This window comes from Actinomyces polynesiensis, from assembly GCF_000820725.1.
Taxonomy (GTDB): domain Bacteria; phylum Actinomycetota; class Actinomycetes; order Actinomycetales; family Actinomycetaceae; genus Pauljensenia; species Pauljensenia polynesiensis.
This window is the reverse complement of the sequence record NZ_CCXH01000055.1, coordinates 1-5,967: the sequence shown is the minus strand read 5'-3', so window position 1 is coordinate 5,967 and position 5,967 is coordinate 1. Positions and strand designations below refer to the sequence as shown.

At 74.6% G+C, this 5,967-nt stretch carries 5 protein-coding genes and 1 pseudogene; 5 read left to right on the top strand and 1 reads right to left on the bottom strand.

Going from position 1 to position 5,967, the window contains the following annotated elements; translation table 11 throughout:
- The first annotated feature begins 126 nt into the window (after positions 1-126).
- Both TA90_RS02050 and argF read left to right on the top strand, forming a co-directional pair.
- Positions 127-594 (top strand): hypothetical protein, encoded by a 468-nt coding sequence (locus tag TA90_RS02050; protein ID WP_043534360.1) that lies wholly within the window; start codon positions 127-129, stop codon positions 592-594.
- Positions 595-661: 67 nt separating this feature from the next.
- Complete coding sequence (gene argF, locus TA90_RS02045; protein WP_043534359.1) at positions 662-1,678, top strand: ornithine carbamoyltransferase; 1,017 nt, start codon at positions 662-664, stop codon at positions 1,676-1,678.
- Between the two features lie 6 nt (positions 1,679-1,684).
- On the opposite strand, the gene TA90_RS02040 is transcribed toward argF, so the two are convergent.
- Positions 1,685-2,020, bottom strand: a complete 336-nt coding sequence (locus TA90_RS02040) for a hypothetical protein (RefSeq protein ID WP_043534358.1) — start codon at positions 2,018-2,020, stop codon at positions 1,685-1,687.
- A gap of 317 nt (positions 2,021-2,337) precedes the next feature.
- On the opposite strand from TA90_RS02040, the gene TA90_RS02035 reads away from it, so the two are divergent.
- The 3 genes and pseudogenes from TA90_RS02035 to TA90_RS15410 form a co-directional block, all read left to right on the top strand.
- Positions 2,338-3,405, top strand: coding sequence for an o-succinylbenzoate synthase (locus TA90_RS02035; RefSeq protein WP_052450383.1), 1,068 nt, complete (start codon positions 2,338-2,340; stop codon positions 3,403-3,405).
- Positions 3,402-5,222 carry a thiamine pyrophosphate-binding protein gene (locus TA90_RS02030; protein ID WP_074015232.1) on the top strand — a complete coding sequence of 607 codons (1,821 nt, stop codon included), beginning with the start codon at positions 3,402-3,404 and terminating at the stop codon, positions 5,220-5,222. Before TA90_RS02035 ends, TA90_RS02030 begins: the two co-directional genes overlap by 4 nt.
- Before the next feature lie 90 nt (positions 5,223-5,312).
- Positions 5,313-5,967 (top strand): annotated as a pseudogene (locus tag TA90_RS15410) (hypothetical protein); the annotation flags it as partial.

Genomic DNA, 5,967 nt, shown 5'->3' with positions numbered 1-5,967 from the left:
GGCCGCCGCCCCGCCCTCGTCGCTGCGGGACCGCCCTCGTCGGGAGGGGTCGGCCGGGTCGGGATAGTCTGGCGGGGCGGGGGAGTGCCGCCGGCGCCACCGCACCCGACGAGCAGGCAGGGGACCATGGACGAGCCCAGGGGCCGATTCGCGCGACTGCTCCCTCCCGAGCAGGGGGCGTCCCGACGCACCATGCTGCTGTCCTTCGGGTTGTGGCCCGTGGCGATGCTGCTCACCCTGCGCGGGCACGGCATCGGCCTGGGTGGGCTGGGCCTTGTCGCCATCCCCCTGTGCGTCACCGCGTTCAAACGCCTGCGCGACGTGTTCCCACCGGGTCCGACCCGCCGTGTCGTCACCGGCTACGGGGCTGCCTACATGCTCGTGGTGGCCTGGGTCCTCATCCTGTACTCCGGCCCCTTCGCGCTCCTCGTCGTCGCCTTCGCCGCCGCCACCTCGATCCGCGTGCTGTCGCGCACCGACGAGGACGGACGCAGCGTCATCGAGTCCATGGTCGACAGGGCCGCCCTCGACGCCGGTACCCGCCGCGCCCCGGGACCCGACGGGGGCGCACTGGAGGGACCCGCACACCCCTGAACCCCGCACGACGGGGCGCCCCGGACGTCCCCACCCGCGACGCGCCGGGGCTGCTAGCGTGACCGCCATGACGAGCGACGTCCCCAGCCTCTTCCACCCCGGCCAGCACCTCCTGCGCGAACTCGACTTCACGGGGGACGAGTGGCGCGACCTGCTGGCCCTCTCCGCCGAGCTGAAGGCCGCCAAGGAGGAGCACCGCGAGGTCCAGTACATGCGCGGCCTCAACGTCGCCCTCCTCTTCGCCAAGACCTCGACCCGCACGCGCTGCTCCTTCGAGGTCGCCGCCGCCGACCAGGGCGCCCACACGGTCTACCTCGACCCCTCGGGCTCCCAGATGGGGCACAAGGAGTCCGTGGAGGACACGGCCCGCGTGCTCGGGCGGATGTTCGACGGCATCGAGTACCGCGGGGACCTCCAGTCCCACGTCGAGACCCTCGCGGCCCGCTCCGGCGTGCCCGTCTTCAACGGGTTGACCGACGACTGGCACCCCACCCAGATGCTCGCCGACACCCTCACCATGCGTGAGCACTCCGGTGGTCGCCCCGACGCGGAGATCTCCTACGCCTACGTCGGGGACGCGCGCTTCAACATGGGCCGGTCCCTGTTGGTCAACGGGGCGATCCTCGGCATGGACGTGCGCATCGTGGCGCCCAGGGAACTGTGGCCCGCCGAGGACGTCATCGCGGCCGCCCGCGAGCGCGCCGCGGGGTCCGGTGCCCGGATCACGGTCACGGAGGACACCTCGGCGGTGGAGGGAGCGGACTTCGTCCACACCGACATCTGGGTCTCCATGGGGGAGCCCAAGGAGGTGTGGGCCCAGCGCATCGAACTCCTGCACGACTACCGCGTGGACGAGGACCTCATGGCGCTCGCGGGCCCGCGCGCGAAGTTCATGCACTGCCTGCCCGCCTACCACGACCTCGGCACCGAGGTGGGCCGCCACATCCACGAGCGTTTCGGGCTGGAGGGCATCGAGGTCTCCGACGAGGTCTTCGAGGGCCCGCGCTCCATCGTCTTCGACCAGGCGGCCAACCGCATGCCGACCATCAAGGCCGTCATGGTCTCGGCCCTGGGACGGGCCTGAGGTCGCTCAGCGCTCCCCGCGCCGACGCCAGCGGGGCAGGAGTCGGTCGGGCAGGTGGCCGCCTCCGAACCCGAGGACGGTGAGGACCACCCCGGCCAGCGTCGTCACGGCACCGAGGGCGGCGACCACCCAGAGCAGCATCCCCTGACCGGCGAGTCCCGCCAGGGCGAGGACCCCGACGCCGAGCAGGAGCAGGGAGAGCCCGGGCAGGGTCGCGAAGGCGAAGCGTTCGTCGACGATGCCCTCCGAGTGCTCCCACCACCTGGAGGCGGGGGAGTCGACCCTCAGCCAGAGGCTCCCCACCCCGGCGAGCACCCCGACCACCAATGCGACGTAGACCATGGGTCCACCCTATGTGCGCGGCCCGCTCCGACGGACAATGCGGGCACCGTGATGTGTCGCGGGACCGAGGGGTGGGCCGTGACCTGCGTGAACGCGTGGGATCGCGCAGGTGCGCACCGTCCCCCGGCCGACATTGTCTGCCGTCGGGCCACAGGAGGACAGGTCCGCACGGGGCTGCCGGGCTGCACCGGACGTCCGGGGACCCGGCACGGGGCAGTGGGCGGTCCCCGGACGCGTCGCCCGGTGCCCGGGGTGTCGTGCGTCGTGCGTGGCGTACCCACGGAGTCCCCACGTGCCCCAGCGGGCACAATGGACCCATGCATGCGTCCGCGCCCTCCGTGGCGTCCCTCCGGGAGATCGATCCGGCCTCCCTGCCCGCCGCCACCCGCGACGTCCTCGACGGCGTCGACCGGGTCCTCCTCCACCACCTGCCCATGACGGTCCGCTTCCGCCGGGTCACCTCCCGCGACGGGCTGCTGCTGCACGGCCCGGCGGGGTGGGGCGAGGCGGCACCCTTCTGGGACTACGCACCGCAGGAGTCCTCGACCTGGCTGCTGGCCGCCCTCGAGGGGGCGCTGGTCCCCGCCCCACCCGTGCGCCGCGACGCAGTGCCCGTCAACGTCACCGTCCCCGTGTGCACCCCGGAGGAGGCGGACCGGCGGGTGCGGGCCTCGGGCGGATGCGCCACCGCGAAGGTCAAGGTGGCCGACCCCGGGACCTCCGTGGCTGAGGACGTCGAACGGGTCGCCGCCGTCCGCGCGGCCCTCCACGACACCGTGGGCGACCGGGCGCGCATCCGCGTCGACGCGAACGGCGCGTGGTCCCCGGAGGAGGCCGTCTCCGCGATCCGCGTCCTGGACCGCGCCGCGGGAGGCCTGGAGTACGTCGAGCAACCCTGCGCCGATGTCGAGGGCCTCACCCGGGTGCGTCGACTCGTGGACGTGCCGGTTGCCGCCGACGAGTCGATCCGGCGCGCCGAGGACCCCCTCGCGGTGGCCCGCGCCGGCGCCGCGGACGTCGCCGTGGTGAAGGTCGCGCCCCTGGGTGGGATCCACCGGGCCCTCGAGGTCGCCGACGCGACCGGGATGGACGTCGTCATCTCCTCCGCCCTGGAGTCCTCGGTGGGGCTGTCCGCCGGGGTGCGGGCCGCGGCGGCCCTGCCCGCGCTCGACCACGCCTGTGGTCTGGCGACCGCGCAACTGCTGGCCGCTGACGTCACCGCGTCCCCACTCCTGCCCCGGCACGGCGCCATCGGGGTCCGGGAGGTCTCCCCGGAGGAGTCCCTCGTCGGTGCCCACCCGCTGCCGGAGGGACTGGAGGAACGCTGGCGCCAGCGCCTGGACGCCATGTGCCGCGCGCTCGCGGGGCGGGGGGCACACGCATGAGCCACCCCTCGCAGGAACTCGCCGAGGGCCTCGTCGGGGCCCTGGTCGCGGCCGGCGTGCGCGACGTCGTGTACTGCCCGGGCTCCCGCTCCGCTCCGCTCGCCTACGCCCTGGCCGATGCCGAACGGGCGGGGACCGTGCGCGTCCACGTTCGCCTCGACGAGCGTGGCGCCGCCTTCGTGGCCGTGGGGCTCTCGCGGGCGGGCATGCTCGCCACCCCGGGTGACGGGACCGACGAGGGCGACGCCCTCCTGCCGGGGGTCGCCCGCACGGCGACCGGGGCCGTGGCCGTGGCGGTGGTGACGACCTCGGGTGGAGCGGTGGCCGAGCTCCACGCAGGGGTGGCCGAGGCCTCCCACTCCGGGCTCCCCCTGGTGGTGCTCAGCGCCGACCGCCCATTCGAGCTGCGCGGCGTCGGTGCCTCCCAGACGACGACGCAGCCGGGAGTCTTCGGTCCGCACGTGCGGGCCTGCTGGGACGTGCCCGCCGGGACCCCGGCGGACCGCAGGTTGCGGGCCCTGGTCGCCCGGGCCGTCGCCACCGCCCTCGGCGCGCCGACGGGGGAACCGGGTCCCGTGCAGCTGGACATCGGCTTCCGCGACCCCCTCGTGCCCGACCCGGCCGACCCGGCGACGCGGGCCGGTCGGGTGGCCCGAGGTGATCGGGTGACCCCGGCGGACCGGTCGGTGGGGGCGGGTCAGCCCGTGGGAGCGGGTCGGAGGGCGGGGGCGACGGAGGATCCCGTGGCGCCCTCCCCGCACGTGCTGCTCCCCCGACCCGTCCCGGTTCCCTGGACGGAGGTCGTCGATCCCACCCTGCGCACCGTCGTCCTCGCCGGCGACGGCGCGGATCCTGAAGCCGGGACCTGGGCCGGACGGGCAGGGCTCCCCCTCCTGGCGGAGCCGTCCTCGGATCTGACGACGGCACCGGCGTGGGTGCCGCACCAGCAGGCCCTCGTCGGTGCGGGAGGCCCCGGCGACGGGGTCGAGCAGGTGGTGCTCACCGGACGACCCACCCTGTCACGGGCGGTCTCCGCGCTGCTGTCACGCCCGGACGTCCGGCTCGTCGTCCAGTCACGCACCACCTCGTGGTGGGACCCCTCCGGCAATGCCGACGTCGTGGTGCCCGCCCTCGCCGCCCCCGAACACCTCCACGACGACTCCGGGTGGGCCCTCCTGTGGGAGTCCGCCTCCCGGGAGGTGGGGGAGAGGATCCAGGCGCTGCTCGCCAGGTCGGGAGCGACACGGCCGACCCTGGCGGGGGTGGCCGCAGCCGTGTGGGCGGCCCCGCCGGTGGTGCTGGTGCTCGGCGCCTCGAACACGGTGCGGGCCGTGGACCTGGTGGCGGAGGCCCCCGGGCGCGACGACGTCGTGTCGAACCGGGGCCTCGCCGGCATCGACGGGACGATCGCCACCGCGCGCGGACTGGCATGGGGGAGCGGCCGGGCGGTGCGGGCCGTCATGGGGGACCTCACCTTCCTCCACGACGTCTCCTCGCTGGCGGTGACCGAGTCCGAGCGGCCGGTGGACCTGCAGGTGGTCGTCATCGACGACCACGGGGGCTCGATCTTCGCCGGGCTCGAGCACGGTCGCCCGGAGTACGCCGAGGACTTCCCCCACTGGTTCGGCACCGCCCAGGAGGCGTCCATCGGCGACCTCGCGCGGGGGTACGGCGCGGACTACCGGGAGGTCACGACGACGGATGAGCTGGTGGGGGCGCTCGCCGCACCCGTGAGGGGTCGCAGTGTCCTCCACGTCCGCGTGGGAATCGACCCCTCGGCACTGGCGGAGATGTCGCTGCCCCCACAGGGGCTGTGAACTTCAGGAAACATCCAGACGGGTCTCAGGAAACCGGGACCATCCGTGCGCAGAATGCTTCCAACAAGGAAACCTGAGAGAAGGATCCCCATGAGCGACAACCGTCCAGACGAAGCCGACTCGCACTCCACCCCCTCCCCCGACGACGCGTGGCGACCTGATCACGGGACCGGCAGCGGCCCGGACGGTGCGGGAGGCTTCGCTGGCGGGGGGGAACCCGCTGGTGACTCCGCCCCTGCCGGGAGCACTGACGCGGAGGGCGCGCCGACCGGGGAGTACCCGACCGAGCAGCTGCCGACGGGCGCGCCGACCGATGGGCACCCGACCGGGGAGTACCCGACCGAGCAGCTGCCGACGGGCGCGCCGACCGATGGGCACCCGACCGGTGAACTTCCCACCGCCGCCCCCTCGGGGCCGACCTCCCCCTGGGTGAACCCCGGTGGTGCGGCTGTCCACGAACAGTCCGGGAACCCCTCCGACACGGGCGGCGTCCCGGGCCACGCCCCCTCGTCCGGCCCGTCCCACTCCGGGATCCCGACCTCAGAGGGCACTGCAGGTGCGTCTGCCGGCTCCCCCACACCCTGGGGGCCACCCTCCGGCGCAGGCGATGGATCGACTGCCCAGGGTGGTACCTCCGAGGGCTCCGTGCCCGGCTCCGCGCTCCACGGTTCCGTCGGCGGCGCGTCCGCCCCCTGGGGCGCCGCTCCTCAGGGCGCTGCGCCCCAGGACCCCGGGGCCCAGGGCT